This is a genomic window from Streptomyces herbicida (genome assembly GCF_032656585.1).
In the GTDB taxonomy this organism is placed as follows: Bacteria; Actinomycetota; Actinomycetes; order Streptomycetales; family Streptomycetaceae; genus Streptomyces; species Streptomyces herbicida.
This window is the reverse complement of the sequence record NZ_JAUYWJ010000048.1, coordinates 25,255-44,172: the sequence shown is the minus strand read 5'-3', so window position 1 is coordinate 44,172 and position 18,918 is coordinate 25,255. Positions and strand designations below refer to the sequence as shown.

At 72.7% G+C, this 18,918-nt stretch carries 6 protein-coding genes; 1 reads left to right on the top strand and 5 read right to left on the bottom strand.

The genetic code is table 11. From position 1 onward, the window contains the following. Positions 1-117 precede the first annotated feature (117 nt). Complete coding sequence (locus Q8A52_RS47750) at positions 118-588, bottom strand: DJ-1/PfpI family protein (RefSeq protein WP_316764868.1); 471 nt, start codon at positions 586-588, stop codon at positions 118-120. A 770-nt stretch (positions 589-1,358) separates the two neighbouring features. Here Q8A52_RS47750 and Q8A52_RS47745 point away from each other — a divergent pair. Further along, complete coding sequence (locus tag Q8A52_RS47745) at positions 1,359-2,141, top strand: ABC transporter ATP-binding protein (RefSeq protein ID WP_316764865.1); 783 nt, start codon at positions 1,359-1,361, stop codon at positions 2,139-2,141. Here Q8A52_RS47745 and Q8A52_RS47740 read toward each other — a convergent pair. From Q8A52_RS47740 to Q8A52_RS47725, 4 genes are all read right to left on the bottom strand, one after another. Then, positions 2,063-2,725 (bottom strand): aminotransferase class V-fold PLP-dependent enzyme, encoded by a 663-nt coding sequence (locus Q8A52_RS47740; protein ID WP_316764862.1) that lies wholly within the window; start codon positions 2,723-2,725, stop codon positions 2,063-2,065. The genes Q8A52_RS47745 and Q8A52_RS47740 overlap by 79 nt on opposite strands. 521 nt (positions 2,726-3,246) lie before the next feature. Then, positions 3,247-10,278, bottom strand: a complete 7,032-nt coding sequence (locus tag Q8A52_RS47735) for a non-ribosomal peptide synthetase (protein WP_316764859.1) — start codon at positions 10,276-10,278, stop codon at positions 3,247-3,249. Further along, complete coding sequence (locus tag Q8A52_RS47730; RefSeq protein ID WP_316764856.1) at positions 10,278-11,345, bottom strand: TauD/TfdA family dioxygenase; 1,068 nt, start codon at positions 11,343-11,345, stop codon at positions 10,278-10,280. Before Q8A52_RS47730 ends, Q8A52_RS47735 begins: the two co-directional genes overlap by 1 nt. Next, positions 11,345-18,907, bottom strand: a complete 7,563-nt coding sequence (locus tag Q8A52_RS47725) for a non-ribosomal peptide synthetase/type I polyketide synthase (RefSeq protein WP_316764854.1) — start codon at positions 18,905-18,907, stop codon at positions 11,345-11,347. The genes Q8A52_RS47730 and Q8A52_RS47725 overlap by 1 nt, the downstream gene beginning before the upstream one ends. Between the last annotated feature and the right edge of the window lie 11 nt (positions 18,908-18,918).

The following is an 18,918-nucleotide window of genomic DNA, read 5'->3' as shown; positions in this document are numbered from 1 at the left end:
ACACCCGACGCCGTCATTCCCGGCTCGGCCAGCGAGCCCCGATCACCTACGAGATCACCGTCCACCCAACATCAACTACCCTGGCCCGAGCCGCATAGACGTGTTCAAACTCCGGGGTCAAGGCCCCGGATCGACTGTGACACGCGGGTGGTCGGCGGCCAGCCGTGCTGCCGTCAGCCAGTGCGTCGTGGCGGAAAGGCCGTCCAGCAGGCCCGCCGCGGCCAGCAGGTGCGTGCCCGAGCAGATGGAGCCCACCCGGTGGGTCCCGGGCGCCGCCTCACGTAGCCAGTCGATGATCCCGCTGTCCAGCACCGGCTCCACGCCTTGGTCGTCCACACGGACGGCACCCGACACGAGCAACGTGTCCACGTCGCCGTTCACCTCGTCGAGCGGCAGGTCGGCCATCAGCCGGATCCCGCTGGAGGTCGCCACCGGAGCACCCTCGGCTGTCGCGATGCGGACGGTGTAGCCGGGCCGGCCGGTGCCGGCGACCCGGGTGGCGACCGAGAACACCTCGGCGGGACCCGTGACGTTGAGTAGTTCGACGCCCGGGAAGGCGGCGATGACGACCCTGTGCGGTTGGAGCATGCGCCGATCATTTCGCCCCGCCGCGATGGCCGCAATGACCAGATTCTGTCACATCCAGACACAGGCAGACGGCCAGGCTCCAGGACCGGGCTCATCGAGTAGCGACCTCATGAGCGCCTTCAACCTCTCCTGCCGGTCCCGACACGTAAGTGGGGAGACCCCGCCACTTGTCCGAAAGGCCCCGGGAGAGGCGGTGCGCGGAGCTGTTCATGCCCGCTCCGCGGTCGAAGGGCAGACCGGCAAACCGACCCTGATCATGACGGTACCGACCTCCGGGGCATGCCCCTGGGCGGGCCGGCAGTCAGGGCGGGCAGCCAGCACCTGGACCACCACGGACAACGCACCAGAGCACATCAACGTCGGCCTTCGCCCGCACCGAGGAGTAGCCGACCCGTGCCGCCGCAGGTCGAGGCCAGCAGCGGGCTGGACAGGGGCCGGCAGGACACGCCGCTCGTCGAGGACCTGGAGGGCTCGGCCGTCCATCGGGAGGGTGACCGCCGTCCGGCAAACGGTCGGCCGCTCAGGACCTTGTCGCCGCCCCGGCTGACGCAGCAGACCTCGCCGACTTCCTTGCCGTCAGGGCCGAAGATAACACGCTGGTGCGCTGATCCCTCTTCGAGGCGACGCCGAGCAGACTCCCCTGGCATGCTGCACCCATGTCGACCTCGCCCATACGCCCAGGCGGCCCCATCGATGTCCCCCGCCCGTCGGTCAACGGCCTGCGCCTGCAGGTGCGTCGGGCTAGCCGGGACGTTGGCGGGGCCGGTCGGGTGCTGCACGACATCACGCTCGACATCGCTCCCGGACAGCTCACCGTGATCGCCGGAAGCAGCGGCGCGGGTAAGACGATTCTGTTGCAGATGCTGGCGGGACTCAGCGCGCCGACCGAGGGCGAGGTGCTGCACGACGGGGGGCAACCTGGTCCGCCGGGGCGGGAGTTCGGGTTCGTTCCGCAGGAGGACATCATCCACCGCGAGCTGACGTTGCGCAGAACGCTGGTGTACGCGGCGGGCCTGCGCATGCTTCCGGGTACGCCGGCCCTGACCCTCACCGCGACCGTCGACCGGGTCCTGGAAACCCTCGGGCTCTCCGATCGGGCCGGGACGCCAGTGCGCGCGCTGAGCGGGGGTGAACGCAAGCGGGCCAGCATCGCGGTCGAGTTGCTGACCCGGCCCAGGGTGCTCTTCCTCGACGAGCCAACGTCCGGGCTCGACCCGGTCACGGGGGCCGACCTACTGCGGACCCTGCGCGCCCTGGCCGAGGACGGCACCACTGTCGTGCTGACCACCCACGTCCTCGCCGATCTGCTCCGCTGCGACCAGGTCGTGTTCCTCACTGCCCGTGGCGAGGTCGCGTACGCGGGCGAACCGGCCGCTCTGTGCGGAGCGTTCGGGGTCGGCACCGTCGAGGAGGTGTATGAGGCCGTGTCCGGCGGCGTACGCATCGAGCGAGCCGCACCCCCCGACGACATCCATCAGTCTGATGTCGGGTCGCAGTCCGGGGAACCGAAGCGCGTTGGTGCCCTGCGCCAGTGGGTGCTCTGCGCCGGATAGGCCAGCAGTCCGCGCGAGCGGCCGCCCTCGTGCCTCTGCAGAAGACCGAATCGCCGGCCCCGTGTGCACAGAGCGGCCTGCAGTCGACCCTCGTCCATCTGCAGGCCGGGCCCAATCACAGGTACATAGGCGGTCGCGGCTCCCCGTGCCCGCGCGTACTCCCTCAGGCCGTTGACCGAGTTGTGGTTGTCGAGCGACATCACGAGCCTGCCGCCGCGCGTGAAGGGATACGCCTCGCCGACCAGCCGCAGGGCGCCCGTTGCGTTGGGAGTAAAGATCACCGCGTACTCGGCGGGGTCGGCGTTGAAGTGTCGCAGGACGGCCTCGCGCGCCTCGGCGAGCAGAAGTCCGGAGGAGAGGGAGGCCGGGCTCTCCGAGTGCGGGTTGCCGAACAGTCCGCCGGTGATCCGCTCCGCGCTCCCGGTGACGAGGGAGCGCGGGGGAAGTCCGGCGCCCGTGTGGTCGAGGTAGGTGTGTCCGCCCTCGTCGAGGAAGCCGAACTCGCTCGCCCGCAACTCTGTGAAGCCGTCGGAAATGTCCCCTCCCCCGCCGCGTATGCGTCCGGTGGTGTCTGCCGTTTCCATGAGAACCCCTTCGCATAGCGCTTCGACAACGGTATCCGCGTGCGACAGGTTCACCACTGCGCCACGACGGCGAACGGTGTTCGAATGGGCTCCGGGCACGCCAACCTACGTAAAGGAGTGCCTTTTTGACCGTTGAGCTGACGGCGGCACGGATTGCCGGCCCGGCTGGGGCAAAGCAGCAGGCGGACGCCGGGTGGGATCCGGTCCGTCGTGCTCGCGCGCCGGTCTTGTCGGCGTACTGACCGAAGATGAAGTCGGCGAGCCGGCTGTCCGCGTCAGGTCTAACGGAATCAGCAGGGGTGGCCCCACCCGACCGGTCCGCAATCTCGGCCATCGCGAACGTCTTCCGACTGCTACGGGAGCCTCTGATGCACCACTGACGCCGGGTCCTCGCGCCGCCGACCTGCCTGCAACCGCGGCGTGACCGCGACCCGCGGTCCGGTTCCCCCGGTGCTCGCGCCACCGTTCAGCGTCGGGTAGCCCGGGGCCGGCGCGACGCGGCCCCGGGCTACGCGGTGACGCTACTCGTCCAGGCAGCGGTCGAGGAGCTCGGCCAAAGCGGCGACGGCGGGCGCGCGCAGCATGGTGTGGTGGTCGCCCGCGACCGGCAGAGCGGCCGCGTCCCCGGTGGTGAACGCCCGCCATCCGGCGAAGCGTTCCTCCGCCACTGTGGCGTCCCCGGCCACCATGAGGGTCAACGGACCGTCGTAAACAGACGGTTGCCAGACAGCGGCGGACGAGACCATCGCTCCGAAGACGCCCAGCCGTGCGGCCACCTCAGGCATCGCCTCCTCGGCCACGAGGCCGGCCTCACGGATCGCGGACAGCACCGTCTGCGTCCGGGCAGCGGGGCCGAGCGGCCTCAGCTGCTCGACCTCGAGCGGCGGCATCGGACGGCCGACCAGACCGGCCAGGTCCCGCAGGAACAGCCACAGCACCAGGGCATGCTCCGGTGGGGCGTCCAGCCTCGGCGGGATCGCCGGGTCGAACAGCACCAGGGCGGTGACCTGCTCGCCCGCCGCCCTGAGCTGAGCGGCCAGCTCGTGGGCGACCGCGGCACCCGTCGACCAACCGCCGAGCCGGTACGGCCCGTTCGGCTGCTCGGCCCGTATCTGTTCCACATAGTGGGCCGCAAGAGCCGGCACGGAGGCCAGCTCCGGACCGTCCGGCGCCAGTCCCTCCGCATCCAGCGCGAAGAACGGCCGGGCGCGGGGCACCGCCGTGGCCAGCGCGGCGTAGGGGGCGGCGGAGCCGTTGCTGGCGTGCACGCAGAAGAACGGCGGCAGGTCGCCGTCCCGGCGCAGCGTCACCAGTGCGGCGGGCCTCCCCCCCGTCGTGGACGTGGCCCCGGACGGGTCGGCCGCGCTCAGCGCCCGGGCCAGCGCGCGGATGGTCCGGTGGGTGTAGATCAACCTGGGCGTCAGCGCGATCTCGTCGCGCCGGGCCCGGGCCACCAGTTGCAGGGCGAGGACGGAGTCGCCGCCGAGGTCGAAGAAGTCGTCCGTCACCCCCGGACCGGGTGTGCCGAGGACCTCCGACCACCGTGCCGCAAGCCGTCGTTCCAGCTCCGTGGCCGCCTCCACGCGGGCGGTCCGGGACCGGTCGGGCAGTTCGGCCGTCCGCAGCGCCGACCGGTCGATCTTGCCGCTCGCGGTGCGTGGCAGTGCGCCATGGATCACGGCGAGCCGCGGGCGCAGCGCCTCCGGCAGGCCCTCCAGTCCTGCGAGGACCTCCTCAGCAGTCAGCCGGACACCCTCACGGGGCACCACGTGCGCCACCAGGCGCACACCACCGCGGTCCGCGGGGTGCACGACGACTGCGGCCTCCGCCAGCTGCCCGCCCGAGTGCAATGCCGCCTCGATTTCGCCCGGTTCCACTCGAACGCCGTTGACCTGGACCTGGTCGTCGGTGCGGCCCAGGAACTCGAGTGAGCCGTCCGGCAGCAGTCGGGCAAGGTCTCCGGTCCGGTACATCCGGGCACCGGGGACGCCGGCATACGGGTCGGGCAGGAACGCCTCGGCCGTACGTCCCGGGTGGCCGTGATAGCCACGGGCCGGCGCCTCGCCTCCGATGAAGATCTCGCCGACGCAGCCGGGCGGCACCGGGAGGAGGTTCTCACCGAGCAGGTGGATGCTGACGCTGTCGATCGGCCGTCCGACGGGCACGGTGGCCGGCCCGTCCGGCTGCCCGCGATCCGAGGCGTCGGTCCGGTGGAAGGTGGCGTCGATGGTCGCCTCCGCCGGGCCGTACTGGTTGATCACCTCGCAGTCCAGCACTGCGCGCAGCTCCGTCAGCAGCCGGGCGGGAAACGCCTCGCCGCCCACCAGCAGCAGGCGCAGCGCCGGGTACCGGGCCGGTCCGGGCTCGTTCACCAGCCCGCCGAGCAGAGAGGGCACGAGGTGGGCGACAGTCGCCCCCGTGCGGCGAAGCAGTTCGCCGAGGCCTGTGCTGCTGTCCTTGAGCTCGGGCGCGGCGATCAGGCAGGCGCCGGCCAGCAGTGGACCGAAGATCTCCCAGACGGCGAAGTCGAACACGGGCGAGGCGAGGGCCAGCATCCGGTCTTCGGGCCGCAGCGGGTAGGCCCGTTGTGACCATTCCAGGCGGTTGGCGAGCGCGCGGTGCGACACCGCGACCGGCTTCGGCCGGCCGGTGCTGCCCGAGGTGAACACCAGGTAGGCGAGTGCCTCGGGGTGCGGATCGGCATCGGACTCGGGCGCGGCGGATGTGCGCAGGTGCTGCGGAGTGACGCAGCGCACCCCCGGCGGTACGGCCTCGGTCAGCCCACCGGGTTCGGTCGCGACGACCAACCCGGCCCCGGCGTCGATCAGCATGGCCCGAAGCCGTTCTGTCGGCTGACCTGGATCGCAGACCACGAACGGCACGCCGGCCAGCAGGCAGCCGACGGCGGCCGATACCAGGTCGACGCCGCGCGGCAGGAGCAACGCCACGGTGGGCTCTTGACCGGTCGCGGTGGCGGCCAGCGTCGCGCGGGCCGTGGCGCCGAAGCTCCGTGCGGTGGCGAGCAGTTCCCGGTGGCTGACGGATTGCCCGGACGATTCGACTGCCGTCCGGTCGCCGCCCGCCGCGAGCACGGCGGCCAACCTCGGCGCCACGGGGCGGGCCGGGGGTGCCGCCTTCGCGCCGTGCGCGGTGTCGGCGAGGCGGAGCCGTTCGGCCTCGGACAGGAGCGGGGTCGCCGTGTGCGGCAGTTCCGGTGTGCTGGTGAGCGTGGCCAGGGCCAACCGGTACCGGTCGACCATCGCCTCGATGAACTCCGGGCGGTACTGGGCGGGGTCGAAGGCGATCGACAGCTCGATCCGCCCGCTGGCCGGGTCCTGTATGAAGTCCGTCATCAACGGCAGGTTGGTGTCCCCGTGGAACCGAGCGTCCAGCACCTCGAGTCCGCTGCGTGTGGCCAGTTCGCCGTATCGGTGGAAGTGGACGTAGTTGAAGGCGGCTTCGAACAGCGCATCCGCCTCCCGGGCCCGGCGGATCCTGCTCATCGGGTACCACCGGTGCGGGAGCATCTCCCGCTCTTCGGCGAAGACGTGGCCGAGGAGGTCCAGCCAGCTGCCCCGGGGCAGCGCGGTGCGCAGCGGCAGGGTGTTGAGGAACAGTCCCAGCATCCCCTCGGAGTTCTCCACGTCCTCGGGCCGGCCGTTGGTGACGAGGCCGGTGACCACGTCGTCGCGTCCGGTCATCACCGACAGCACCTTGAGGTGGACGGCGAGCAGTGCGCTCTTGAGCGGCACACCGGCCTGCTGGGCGACCCGGCGCAGCGCCTCGCAGATCTCCGGAGGGAGTTCCGTGCCGAGCCGCTGCTCGCCGGCGCCGTCGGCCAGGCCGCTGCCGCCGAGGCGGGCGGTCGGCAGGTCTTCGGTGCGGCGGGCCCACCAGTCGCCGTCCGTTCCTTCGAGTGCGGCCCGCTCCAGGGCGAGGAAGCGATCGTAGGAGGCGATGGGGGCCGGTGCCGGGGCAGGGGCGGTCGGATCGGCCGCATGCCGGTAGCAGTCCATCAGTTCGGCCAGCAGGACGGTGACGCTCCAGCCGTCCAGCACCGCGTGGTGCACGGCCAGGGTCAGCTGGAACTCGTCGTCGGTGAGCCGGTGCAGGACGAAGCGCACCAGTGGCGCCTGCTCGAGGACGAACGGGGTCGCCCGCTCGTCCTCGATGTCCGCGTCCACCCGCCAGCGCTGCCCGTCGGGGCCGATGGCCCGCAGGTCCACCACGCGGAGCGGGGTCGGAATGCTGCGGTGCACCATCTGGAGTGGTCCGACGGGATGCGCCAGGTCGATCGACACCCGCAGCATCGGGTGCCGTCGGCACAGCTCGGCGACGGCCTGTTCGAAGGCCGGCACGTCGAGCGCCGAGCGCAGCCGGAGCGTGGTGACGTCGTGGTAGAGCAGGCGCTCGCCGCGCTCAAAGGCGGTGTGGAAGAGCATGCCCGCCTGGAGGCTGGACAGGGGCCAGGCCTCTTCCACCTCATCGGGCAGCTGCGCGCGCACGCTCCGCGGCAAAAGCTGCGCCGAGGTCGGGGACGGCACCTCGCCGTCCTCTTCGGCGGCGGTCACCAGCGGGGTCAGCGCGCCGATGGTGGGGTGCTGCATCAGGTCCGTGACGTGGACCAGCAGCCCGCGCCGACGAGCCTGCGAGCGGACCTGGACCACCCGGATGGAGTCGCCGCCGAGGTCGAAGAAGTTGTCCTCGACACCGACCCGTTCGCGGCCCAGCACCTGCTGCCAGACCTCGGCGAGGATCTGCTCGACAGGAGTGCGTGGCGCCACGTACCGGGCCGCCGCCCGGGTCTGGGCGAGCTGCCGGAGGGCGGCGTAGTCGACCTTGCCGTTGGGCAGGGTCGGGAGCTCGGCCAGCTCGGCCATGGAGGGCACCATGTAGGCCGGCAGCGTCCGTTCGGCCGTCGCCCGCACCGACTCGGCGGTGGCCGGGGCGCGCAGCACGAGGTAGGCGGCGAGCCGGGCCGCACCGGAGTCGTCGGTGCGGGTGACCACGGCCGCCGTGATGACCCCGGCCTGGGCCGCAAGCCGGCTCTCGATCTCCTCCAGCTCGACGCGGAAGCCCCGGATCTTGACCTGCCGGTCGGTGCGGCCGAGGAACTCCAGCGCGCCGTCGGGCCGATGGCGCACCAGGTCGCCGGTGCGGTAGACACGGGCGTCCGGTTCGGGGGTGAACGGGTCGTCGAGGAAACGCTCGGCGGTGAGGTCGGGGCGGCCCACGTAGCCGGCCGCGACACCCGGGCCGCCGACGTAGAGCTCGCCGCGGGCGCCGTAGGGCACCTGCGTGCCGTCCGGTCCGACCACGTAGAGCCGGGTGCCAGGGGTGGGCCGGCCGATCGGCACCCGCTCGCCGCCGTCCAGGGCGGCCTGGTGGACGGTGCACCAGACGGTGGCCTCGGTCGGCCCGTACTCGTTGAAGAGCGGTACGCCGGGCAGCACTTCGTGGTGCCGCTCCACCAGGCCGGCCGGGCACTCCTCGCCGGCGACCACGGCGCGGCGCAGCCGTCCGGGGTCGGCGGCGTCGAGTTCCTCCAGCAGGGCGCGGTACAGCGAGGGCACGCAAAGCAGGTCCGTCACGCCGTGCTCGACGGCCAGCAGGGCCAGCGCGGTCGGGTCGGTCGACTGCTTGTCGCCGGGCACCACCAGGCAACCGCCCGCGCACAGGGTGCCGAACAGGGCGGCGATGGAGCTGTCGAAGGCGATTGTGGGGATCAGCAGCGCGGCGCTGTCCTCCTCGGGCCGATAGACGTCCAGCCGGGCCCGCGTCGAGTGGGTCAGGTTGCGGTGGGTGACCTCGACGCCCTTGGGGCGTCCGGTGGAGCCGGAGGTGAAGATCACGTACGCCGGGGTGTCCGGCGTGACCGGCACCGGGACCGAGGGCTCGGCGGCCGACCAGGCGAGGCCCGGGTCCACCACGGGCAAGCCGGGCAACGCGTCGCCCAGCGCCTGTCGGCCGTTCGCGTCGGCCAGCAGCACGGTGGCCTCGGCGTCCGCGACCATACCGGCGAGCCGTTCGGCCGGATTACGGCTGTCCAAGGGCACGTAGGTGGCGCCGCAGCGGAGGACTGCGAGTACGGCCACGGGGATCAGCACGCCGCGGTCGAGACACAGCGCGACCCGGTCTCCGGGGGTACAGCCGGCCGTGCGCAGGGCGGCGGCCAGCGAGTCGGCCGCCGCGTCGAGTTCGGCGTAGTCGAGCCGGCCGTCGTGGGAGACGACCGCGCAGGCGTCGGGGTGGGCGAGCACGCGCTCGCGTATCAGGTCGAGCACGGTGTCTTCGGAATCCGCCAGTGCGGCGCCGGTGCCGTGTCGTCGGCGCAGCTCGGCGTCGAGTTCCGTGTCCGGGACGAGATCGCCCAGGGGCATCGCAGGCTCGGCGCAGGACTGCGCCAGCGCGGCGGCCGTACGGGCCGCCAGCAGTTCGGCCGTCTGGCGGTCGCAGCGGTGGGCGTCGTAGTCCAGGCGCAGCTCGAGCCGGTCGGGCTCATGGCGGACGGCCAGCAGCCGCAGGTCGTGGCGGTCCGCCCGGTCGGTGACGACGACTGCGCCGACCGCTCCGCCTGCGACCAGCGCGGAGACGTCGAGGTATCCGGCCGAGAAGCGGCAGTACGGCTCGCGATCGCCGGTCGCGGTGGCGTCCCAGCGGAAGACGTCGACGTCGTCGGTGGCCTGCAGGATGGCCGCGTCCACCGCGCGAGCCAGTGAGAGGATGTCCTGGCCCCTCAGCGGGACGGTGACGGGCACGGTCCGGTCGTACGGACCGGGGGCGCCCTCGAGTTCCGGGGCGCTGCGGCCGCTCACGGTCACCCCGAGCGGTATCGGCTCCTCGGTATTGGCTCCGGCGAGCACCACGGCCCACGCCGCCGCGATGAACGCCCTTTCCGAGACGCCGAGTTCCACGGTCCGTGCGGCGATGTCACGGGAGCGTTCCCGGTCCAGGACGAGGGCCAGGGTCTCGGGCCGGTAGTCCGCCGGGCCGGCCGGGCGGAGCGGCAGATCCGGCTCGGCCGTCTCGGCGGCCAGCGCCCGGCGCCAGCGGTCGCGTGCGCCGGCGGTATCGGGCTCGTCGAGCAACTGGTGGAACCACTCGGCGACGTCGGCGTACTGGACCGGCTCCTGCTCGTCGTCCTCCGCGGCACCGCCGAGCGCGGCCGAGAGCAGTTGGACCAAGGTGGGCAGATCGGCCGCCGCCGGATCGACGGCGAGGGTCAGCCGACGGGTGCCGTCGACGGGTTCGCCGACGCTCAGCCGTACCGGCCGGTCGCCGTCCGCGGCGTCGGGCGCGCCGATCCGAGGCTCGTCCTCGATGACCTGCACCGGCACGCCCGCGCCGGGTGCCGTCACCACCCGGGTGCGCAGGATCTCGTGGCGCGCGACCTCGGCGAGCAGTGTCTGCCGCAGGCGTTCCGGGTCGATGTCGCCCGGCAGTGCCGCCTCGATCCGGAGGGCGTACGGGTCGGCGTCGGCCAGTGCCGACCGGAGCCGGTGCAGGTGGTGCTGGGCCGGGGAGACCCGGAAGCCCGCGATGTCGTCACTCATCACGCCTCCTCACCCTCGCCGTCGGCGGTCAGTGTGACGTCCTCGCCGACGACGGGGTCGGTCATGGCGACGAGGATCTTGCGGTCGCCCTCGTAGGGCCGACGGGCGTGCGCCACCGACATGTTGTCCAGCAGCATCACGTCGCCCTTCTCCCAGCGGAAGGCGACCTCCTCCGTGCGGTAGGCCTCATTGATGGCCCGTACGTCCTCGTCGGGTATCGGGGAGCCGTCACCGTGTGCGGTGGTGAACGGCAGGCCCTCCTCGCCGAGCGCGTCGACCAGCGCCTCCCGGGTCTGCGGATCGCGGCTCGAGACGTGGAAGAACGCGGCGTGGTTGAACCACAGCTGTTCGCCCGTCGCCGGATGGGTGCGTACGGCCGGGCGGACCTGCACGGTCCGCAGGTGGTCGTCGTCCAGCCATTCGGTGATGGTGCCGTTGGCCTCGGCGTAGCGGTCGACATCCGTGCGGGAGTCGGTCTGGTACGCCTCCTGCCAGGTGAGGCCGAAACCGCTGTTGTAGTTGCGCACATAGCGCACGCCGAGCCGCTCCAGTCGCTCGCGGACGGCGGCGGGGATCCGCTCCTTGATCCGGCGGTTGTCGGCGATCGGCGTCTCGCCGCCCACGGGCGGCGCGATCAGGCAGCAGAAGAAGAGCTTCTGCGGCCATGCCGTCCAGTACGTGCCTTCGTTGTGCAGCTCGATCCGCTCGGCCGCCGGGTAAGTGGTGGAGAGGTAGACGTTGTCCCCCACCTCGTCGCGCGGGGTGGAGCGGTCGCGGTACTGCAGCGGCTCACCGTCGGAGACAGCCGCGACGAACCTCTGGAAGCCCGAGGCGTCCGCCACCGGCCAACCGCGGAACAACAGCGCACGGTGTTCCAGGAGTGTCGCGCACACCCACTCCTTGCTCGCGGCGGCCCAGGTCGCCAGGTCGGTGCCGGCCTCCTTCGGGCGCACCACCATCGGCAGCGTGTCCCCCGCGGCCAGCGGCTCGATCGTGACCGCGTCGGGGCCGGCTGCGGAGCGGACCGCCCTGCGGACCGTCCCCCCGCGTGAGAACTGCGCGCTCATCAACACTCATCTCCTTGCTTGACATGGCCGTGCTGGTCGATGGGGCCGGCCTCGGCGGCCGGCCGGGGAGGGGTGCGCCGGGAGACCGAGCGAAGCCCAGGCCTGGGTCGCCGGGGCGCAGGCGTGGTGCCGGCGGTGGCACGCAGCTCGCTCAGCGCGGCCTCCGGCTCGGCCAGGGCGGCCGTCAGGACGGCGCGGAAGCCGTCGGCCACCCGCTGCGGCAGTTCCTCGCCCAGGACGTCGGCTGCGAAGTCCCACCAGCAGACGAGTTCTTCGCCGGTGTCGGTGACATCCAGTGCGAGCGTGAACTTGGTGGTGGCGGGCCGTTGCGGTACCGGTTCCATGGCCGTGCCGCCGGGGCCCGAGGCAGCCATCGGGGTGTTCTGCAGGACGAACCAGGCGTGGTAGGGATCCCCTCGGAGCTCGGCGGTGTCCGCCGACACCGAGCCGTGCTCCAGTACGGCCACCAGGTGGTCCCGGACCTCCCGCACGGCGCCGGCGAAGGTCGCGGCGCGCTCGGCGGAGGGAAGCACGGCCGTGCGGATGAAGCAGCCGACCAGGCCCTCGTCCTGCGGGGTACGGCCCGCCGTGGGGAAGCCGAGCACCGGGGCTTCGACCCCGACCGCCGTCAGCGCGAGCTGGAAGACGGTGGCCAGGTGAGCGAAGGGCGTCACCCCCAGGTCGCGGCAGGCTTCCATCACCCCGGCGCGCACATCCGCGGCCAGGGTCACGGTGCGCCTACTGGCCCGGTAGGGCCCGTGCTGCGGCGCGCCGGGAAGTGCGGGCAGCGGCTCGGCGGCCTGGTGGCTGTCCAGGTATGCGCGCCACCAGGCCACGTCGTCCGCCGTCTCCCCGGCATCGAACCGGGCACGTGCGCGGGCCGCCGCCTCGCGGTAGCCGAGGGCCGGGAGCGGCCGGGGCCGGTCGGCTCCGTACGCCGCCGAGATCTCGTCCAGCAGCACGCCGAGCGACCACCCGTCGCAGATCAGGTGGTGGACCACCAGGACCAGGACATGTTCCCGCTCTCCGGCGGGGACCAGCGCGGCCCGCCACAGCGGCGGCCGCTCCAGGTCGAAGGGGCGGGCCAGCTGCTGCTGATAGAGGTCGGTGACAAAGGCCTCGTGGTCCGCGTCCGCGGGCGGGTGGAGCACGGTCAGCGGGGCCGGACCGGCGTCGGCCGGCCGCATCCTGACGCCCTCGGCGGTGTCCACGAAACCGACCCGCAGCGCCTCCTGGCGTGCGATCACCTCGGTGAACGCGTGCTCGAGCCGGGCCTGGTCCAGCGGACCGCGCAGGCGCAGCACGGCCCCGATGTGGAAGGCGGACGTCCCCGGTGTCAGCTGCTCGGCCAGGTAGATGCCCTGCTGCTCCGGTGAGAGCGGCGAGGGCGTCGCCGGATCTGTCAGCGGCTCGACCTCGTCCGTCTGCGGACGGCCGGCCGCGGACAGAGCGGCGGTGATGTGCCGGGCGACCGCGGCAGGCGTGGGCTCCTCGAACAGCATCCGCAGGGGCAGCCCGACGCCGAAGCGCTGCGCCAGACGGTTGTTGGCCCGCACCGCCGAGAGCGAGTTGCCGCCGATCTCGAAGAAGCTCTCGTCGACGCCGGCAGAGGGCAGGCCGAGCACCTCGCACCAGACCTGGCAGACTTCCTTCTCCACCAAGGTGCCGGCCGCCGCCCGAGCGGTGACCGGCTCCCGGCTCGGCGCGGGCAGCGCCGCCCGGTCGATCTTGCCGTTCACGGTGAGCGGGACCTTGGGGATCGGCACGAGGTGCACCGGAACCATGTACTCCGGCAGCCGGGCGCGCAGGAACTCCCGCAGCTCGGCGGCGGCCGGCGGTTGTGCGCCGGGCAGCGGAACCGGATAGCCGATCAGTTCCGTCCCGCCGTCGGGAGCGGCGGCGGCGACCACCACCGCGCCGGTCAGTGCCGGGTGCCGGGCCAGCACGTTCTGCACCTCGCCGGGCTCGACCCGGAAGCCGCGGATCTGCACCTGGTGGTCGGCGCGGCCGAGGTAGTACAACTCGCCGTCGGCGTCGTAGCGGCCCAGGTCGCCCGAGCGGTACAGCCGGGCCTCGGGCCGGGGGTCGTACGGGTCGGGGACGAAGCGCTCGGCGGTCAGCTCGGGCAGGTTCAGGTACCCCACGGCCAGTCCAGCGCCGCCGACACAGATCTCACCGGGCACGCCGATCGGCACCAGCGCGCCGTCCGGGCCCAGCAGCCGGATCCGTAGGTCGGGCAGGGCCGTGCCGATGGGCGTGCCGACCGTGGAGCGGACGTCGGCGGCCTTGATCCGGCGGTAGGTCACATGCACGGTCGTCTCGGTGATCCCGTACATGTTGACGATCTCGGGCCGCCGGTCACCCTGGCGGTCGAACCACGGGCCGAGGATGCCGACGTCCAGGTTCTCGCCGGCCAGCACGACCGAACGCAGTGCGAGCGGGCCTGCCGTCGAGCGCGCCTCGGCCTCGATCAGCGACTGGAAGGACGACGGCGTCTGGCTGAGCACCGTGACGCGCCGTTCGGCCAGCAGCCGCACCAGGGCGTCCGGGTCCCGGCTGGTCCAGTGGTTCACCGTCACCAGGGCGGCACCGTGACACAGAGCGCCGAAGATCTCCCACACCGAGAAGTCGAAGGCGTGCGAGAAGAACTGTGCGAACACGTCCTCGGGACCGAATGCGAACCATTGCCGGGTGACCCCCAACAGCCTCGCCACGTTGTGGTGCGTCACCTCCACACCCTTGGGACGGCCGGTCGAACCGGAGGTGTAGATGACGTAGGCGGGGCTCTGAGGGTCCGGCGGACGGGGGGTGAAACCGGCCGAGGCAGCCTGTACTTCGGGCGTGTCCACGAGCACTGCGAGTGCGTCGCCGGGCGGCTGCCGGTCCATGAGGGACCGTTGGGTCAGCACCAGGCGGGCACCGCTGTCGTCGAGGGCGAGTCCGAGCCGTTCGGCCGGATGCGTCGGGTCCAGGGGAACGTACGCGGCACCGGCCTTCAGCACGCCGAACACCGCGGCGATCAGGTCGGCACCGCGCTCGAGCAGGACACCGATCCGGTCCCCGGGGGTCGTCCCGCGGGCGGCCAGGACGCCGGCGATCCGGTCCGACGCCTCGTCGAGCTGCCGGTAGGACCAGGTGACCGCGCCGTCGATCACGGCGGGCCGGTCGGGGTGCGCGGCCACCGCGCCGGCGAACAGGTCGACCAGCGAGCTGCCCGCCGGCCAGTACTCGGTACCGGTGTTCCACGCCTCGGTGAGCAGCTGCTGTACGGAGTCGGGTACCCGGACCAGCTCGGCCAGCGGTTGGTCAGGTTCGGCCACGGCGCGGCGCAGCACCTCGAGGAAGTGTTCTCCGAGCCGGGCCACGGTGTCCGGGAGGAACAGCTCCTCGTCGTACTCGAACCAGCCCTGCAGACCGTCGTCGTGCTCCTGGACGTGCAGCGCGAGGTCGAACTGGGCGATTCCCGGGTCGAGGTCGACCGGCGACAGCTCCAGGCCTGCCAGCCGTACGTCCCCGTTGATGCGGTTCTCCAGGGTGAACAGCACCTGGGCAAGCGGGTTGCGGTCGAGCTGCCGCCCGGTCCCGGCAAGCTGGACGACCTGGTCGAAGGGCACGTCGGGGTTGGCGAGCGCCCTCAGGACGCTGTCGCGTACCCGGTCGAGCAGCCCGGTCGTGGTCTCGACGCCCTCCAGCCGTGCGCGCACCACGACGGTGTTCACCAGGTAGCCGACGATGCCCTCCAGCTCGGCCCGGTCACGGCCGGCCACCGGAGTCGCCACCAGCAGGTCCCGGCTGCCGGTGTGAGCGTGCAGCACCGCGGAGAACAGGGCGAGCAGGGTGGCGAACGAGGTCGTGTTGCGCGCGGCGCTCAGCGCGGCGAGGTCCCGGGTGAGGTCTGCGGGCACCTGGATCCGATGACGGCGGCCGCGGTGGCGCTGGACGGCCGGGCGGGGCCGGTCGACGGGCAGCTCCAGCACGGTCGGGGCACCCTCGAGATACTCCGACCAGAAGGCGGTCTGCTCGGCGAGGTGGTCGCCCGACACCAGTGCGCGCTGCCATGCCGCGTGGTCGGCCGCGTGCAACGGCGCGGGCGGCAGTTGGGGCGGGCGTCCGGCGGTGAGCGCGTCGTACAGCTCGACGAGTTCGCGGGTCAGCACCAGGAAGGACCAGCCGTCGGTGACCAGATGATGCATGGTCACCACCAGCAGGTGGCGCTCGGGCGCCAGTCGGATCAGCGCGGCGCGCAGCAACGGGCCGGCCAACAGGTCGAACGGCCGCCGCAGCTCGGTCAGCGCCATCTCCCGCGCCTCGGCCTCGACGTCCCCCGTGGTGCCGGTCGGCAGCAGCACCGGCACCGTGACCTCGTAGGGCTCGTCGACGATCTGCACCGGCGAGTCGCCGTGCAGCGCCACCCTGGTGCGCAGGGCCTCGTGCCGGTCGACCAGCGCCGTGAATGCCCGCTGCAGCGCTGCTCGGTCGAGCACGCCGTCCAGCATCAGGGTCTGCGGCACGTTGTAGGCGTTGCCGCCGGGCTCCAACTGCTCGATCATCCACAGGCGTTCCTGGGCGGGCGAGAGCGCCAGCGCGCCGCCGCGGTCGGCCTGCTGTACCGGCAGGTCCGGACGGCTCGCGCCGCGCAGCGCCTCGGCGGCGACCGCGATCGCCAGCCCGCGCGGAGTGGGATGGTCGAAGATCAGCTGAAGCGGGAGCCGGATCTTCACCAACTGGGATATCCGCGAGAGCAGTTGCACGGCGACCAGCGACTGGCCGCCCTGCTCGAAGAAGTTGTCCTCCGGCTCCGGTGGAGCGCCGAGGAGCACCTCGGCCCACGCCCGGTCGACGGCGGACCGCACGGCAGCAAGGTCCGGCGGGCCGTCGCCGGATGCGGCTGCGACCGGCTCCTGCGGTGGGGCCTCGGCCGTGCCGCTGCCGCCCAACTGGGGCTGCGGCGCGTCGATCCAGTGGCGGCGGCGCTGGAACGGGTACCCGGGCAGCGGCACCCGGTGGCCGGCGGCGCCGTTCACGGCCGTGAGGTCCACCGTGACACCGGCGTCCCAGAGCAGGCCGGCCGCCTCGAGCACCGCGCGTTGCTCGTCCCCGCCGGGCCTCGGCAGGGTACTGGCGACGACATGGCCCGCGTTGGGGTCCAGGCCGAGCCGCGCCAGTGCACCCAGCGACTGGCCGGGCCCCACTTCGAGGAGCACGGCCCGGGACCCGGCGGCCGTCCGCAGCGCCTGGTGCCAACGTACGGGTGCCACCAGTTGGCCGGCCCAGTAGCCGGGATCGGTTGCCTGCTCCGGGGTGATCAGCGCGCCCGTCACCGAGGAGACGTACGCCTGGCGCGGCGGGTTCAGCCGCAGCCGCGCGACGGCCTGCCGGAACGGCTCCACAGCGCCCGCGACCATCGGCGAGTGGAAGGCGTGCGACGTGTGCAGACGCGCCACCCGCAGGCCTTCGGCGGAGAGTTCGGCCGCCAGCGCCTCCAGCTCCCGGTGCGGACCGGCGACCGTGCACTGCCGGGGCGCGTTGACCGCCGCGATGGCCGACCCGGGGGGCAGCCGACGGCACAGTTCGTCCTCGGCCAGCGCCACCGACAGCATGCCGCCGGTCGGCTGCCCCGCGAGCAGCCTGCCGCGCAGTGCGACCAGGTGGACGGCATCGGGCAGGCTCAGCACACCGGAGAGACAGGCGGCGGCGTATTCACCGACGCTGTGACCCACCATCAGGTCCGGCTGTAGGCCCCAGCTGTGCCAGAGCCGTGCCAGCGCGTACTCCACGGTGAAGAGGGCCGGCTGGGTGTACTCGGTGCGTTCCAGCCGGGCCGCGGCCTCGGCGGCCCGGTCGGCACCGGCCCCGGGGAAGAGCAGCTCGCGCAGGTCTCGTCCGAGTTCGGCCCGGAACAGCCCGGCGCACTCGTCAACGGCGTCGCGCACCACGGGCTGGGTGCGGTAGAGGGACTCGGCCATCCCTGGGTACTGGGCTCCCTGGCCGGGGAACATCATCACGAGCGGGCGGGCCATCGCGCCCCCGGCCGGGGGCGCGACCGCCGTGCGCAGGGCGGTGGCGGCCTCCGCGGCATCGGCGGCGACCACGTGGATCCGGGAGTCGAACACGGCACGGCCGGTCACCAGGGTGTGCGCGACGTCCGCCAGCGGGGCGCCCGCCGGGGCCTGTTCCAGGTGGTCGGCGAGCCGCTCCGCGGCCTGCCGCACCGCCCCCTCGGTGCGCGCCGACAGCGGCAGCACGAGCGGGAGCGCGTCCTTCGGCTGGTCCGGCCTGGCCGGCGGCTGCTCCAGCACCACGTGGGCGTTGGTGCCGCCGATGCCCAGGGAGCTGACCGCGGCACGGCGGGGCCCCTCGGGCACCGGCCAGTCGACCGCCTCGGCGTTGACGAAGAACCGGCTGTTCTCCAGTTGCAGGGACGGGCTCGGCCGCCGGAAGTTGAGGGTCGGCGGCACGCTGCCGTGCTTCACCGCGAGCACCGCCTTGATCAGGCCGGTCACTCCGGACGCCGCGTCGAGGTGCCCCACCGAGGCCTTCACCGAGCCGAGCGCGCAGCGGCCGCCCACGCCTTCGAACGCCTGGCGCAGCGCCTCGACCTCGACCAGGTCGCCGAGCGTGGTACCGGTGCCGTGGGCCTCGATGAAGCCGATCGACTCCGGTTCCACTGCGGCGAGTTGGTGGGCAAGTGTGATCACCTCGGCCTGTGACCGGACCGACGGCGCGGTGAATCCGGCCTTGGCCGCCCCGTCGTTGTTGGTCGCCCAGCCGCGGATCACCGCGTGCACCGTGTCACCGTCCGCCAGTGCGTCCTCGAGCCGCTTGAGGACCACGACGGCCACTCCACTGCCCCGCACAGTGCCGTTGGCGTCGGCGTCGAAAGGCCGGCAGACACCGTCCGGTGAAGCGATCCCGCTCTCCTGGTACAGGTAACCGGCGCGGTGCGGCACGGCCACCGACGAGCCGCCCGCCAGCGCGAGGTCGCACTGGTAGTCCAGCAGGCTCTGGCAGGCCAGGGCGACCGCGACCAGCGAGGTGGAGCAGGCGGTCTGCACCGTGACGCTGGGGCCGGCCAGTCCCAGCTTGTAGGAGGTCCTCGTCGCCAGGTAGTCCTTGTCGTTGCCGAGGATCACCGAGTACTCGTGCGCCGGGTCGCGCAGCCACGGCTGGGGAGCGAGGTTGTAGAGCAGATAGCCGTTGGCCCCGCTGCCGCCGAACACGGCGGCCGGGATCCCCTCGCCGGGCCGGTGCCCGGAGTCCTCAAGAGCCTGCCAGGCGGACTCCAGGAAGAGCCGCTGCTGCGGGTCCATGAGCTGTGCCTCACGGGGCGTCAGGCCGAAGAACTCCGCGTCGAAGTCCTCGATACCGTCCAGCGCGCCGGTGGCGCGCACGTACGCCGGGTCCTCCCGTACCTCGGGCGGTACGCCGGCAGCGGCCAGGTCCTGGTCGCTCGGGTGGGCGATGCCGCTCTGGCCGGCCAGCAGGTTCGCCCAGAAGGCCTGGACGTCCGCCGCTCCGGGGAAGCGCCCCGACATTCCGACGATGGCGATGGCGTTGTCCATCTCGTCGTCGC